The organism is Oleiphilus sp. HI0080, from assembly GCF_001635135.1.
On the sequence record NZ_LWFU01001061.1, the window covers coordinates 1 to 977 of the forward strand.

Annotated in this window: 1 protein-coding gene; it reads right to left on the bottom strand. The window is 49.8% G+C overall.

The features are described from left to right. A partial coding sequence (locus A3751_RS19645; RefSeq protein WP_231876944.1) for a TonB-dependent receptor plug domain-containing protein occupies nucleotides 1–958 on the bottom strand: 958 nt, incomplete at its 3' end. Between the last annotated feature and the right edge of the window lie 19 nt (nucleotides 959–977).

A 977-nucleotide genomic window follows, 5' to 3' on the forward strand; every position in this document is an offset into this window, starting at 1 on the left:
AAGTAGTCGTAACCGCACCAGGAACGATTGGGCGCGTTCCAGCGACACCAGAGCGCTCACCATCAAAGTGCGTTTCTTTCGTTTCGGCACCGGTTAATAAAGTAAACCCATTGAAGCCCGTTACATTATCAAGCGATAGACCAACGCTATCTTGCTCTGTTTTATCTGCTCTGTTGTCGCTAATACGCGATTCGTCAATGGCAATGCTGTCCCAATAGGCTTTCGCGTTGAACGTATTACTACCGTCTTTGTTGACCCAGTCATAATCAATGTTTGCAGCTTGGTTTACTTGGTCCCTCTGAAGATTAAATACACTTGTACCGTTGATGGCGGCCGAGCCATTGGAGGGAACCTGACCTGCAAGCTGCTCATTTCGATAGCTCAAGCCAAGACTTTGGCTATCAGCAACAAACCAGTTTTGCTTCACCAAAACACCCTTTGATCGCTCTGCAGAACTCTCAAGCGTGTCGCCATTGCCAAGCGTCATATCGTCGCCATCTTTGTAGTAGCCTGATAGCAGCCAGTCCAGATCTCCAGAGCGTAGCCCCAAACCCGCAACAACATCCTGTTGCTGGTTATTTGCGTTGTTCGCAAGTTTTACAAACCCGCCCTGCTTGCGATCTCCAGCAAGCAGATCTTCAGGGTCAATCGTTTCTTGTGCGACGACGCCGCCAATTGCGCCGGAGCCATAAATACTCGACGCAGGGCCTTTTACCACCTCAACACGCTTGATCAATGCCGGATCGAGAAAATAGCTCGCCCGATGACCAGATTGAAATGCTTGGGGCGCGCCATCGATTGTTTGCAGCACTTTGTTGCCGCCAAGTCCTCGGATATTGACAGACTTTACCGAACTCCTTGGCCCGCCCGACTGAGTAATATTCGATTGTGAGTCCAAGGCATCTGCAACACTTTGCACATTCTTGTTTTGTGGCTCGCTCATCTGAATAACAGACATCGGGCGCGCTGTGTTCTGT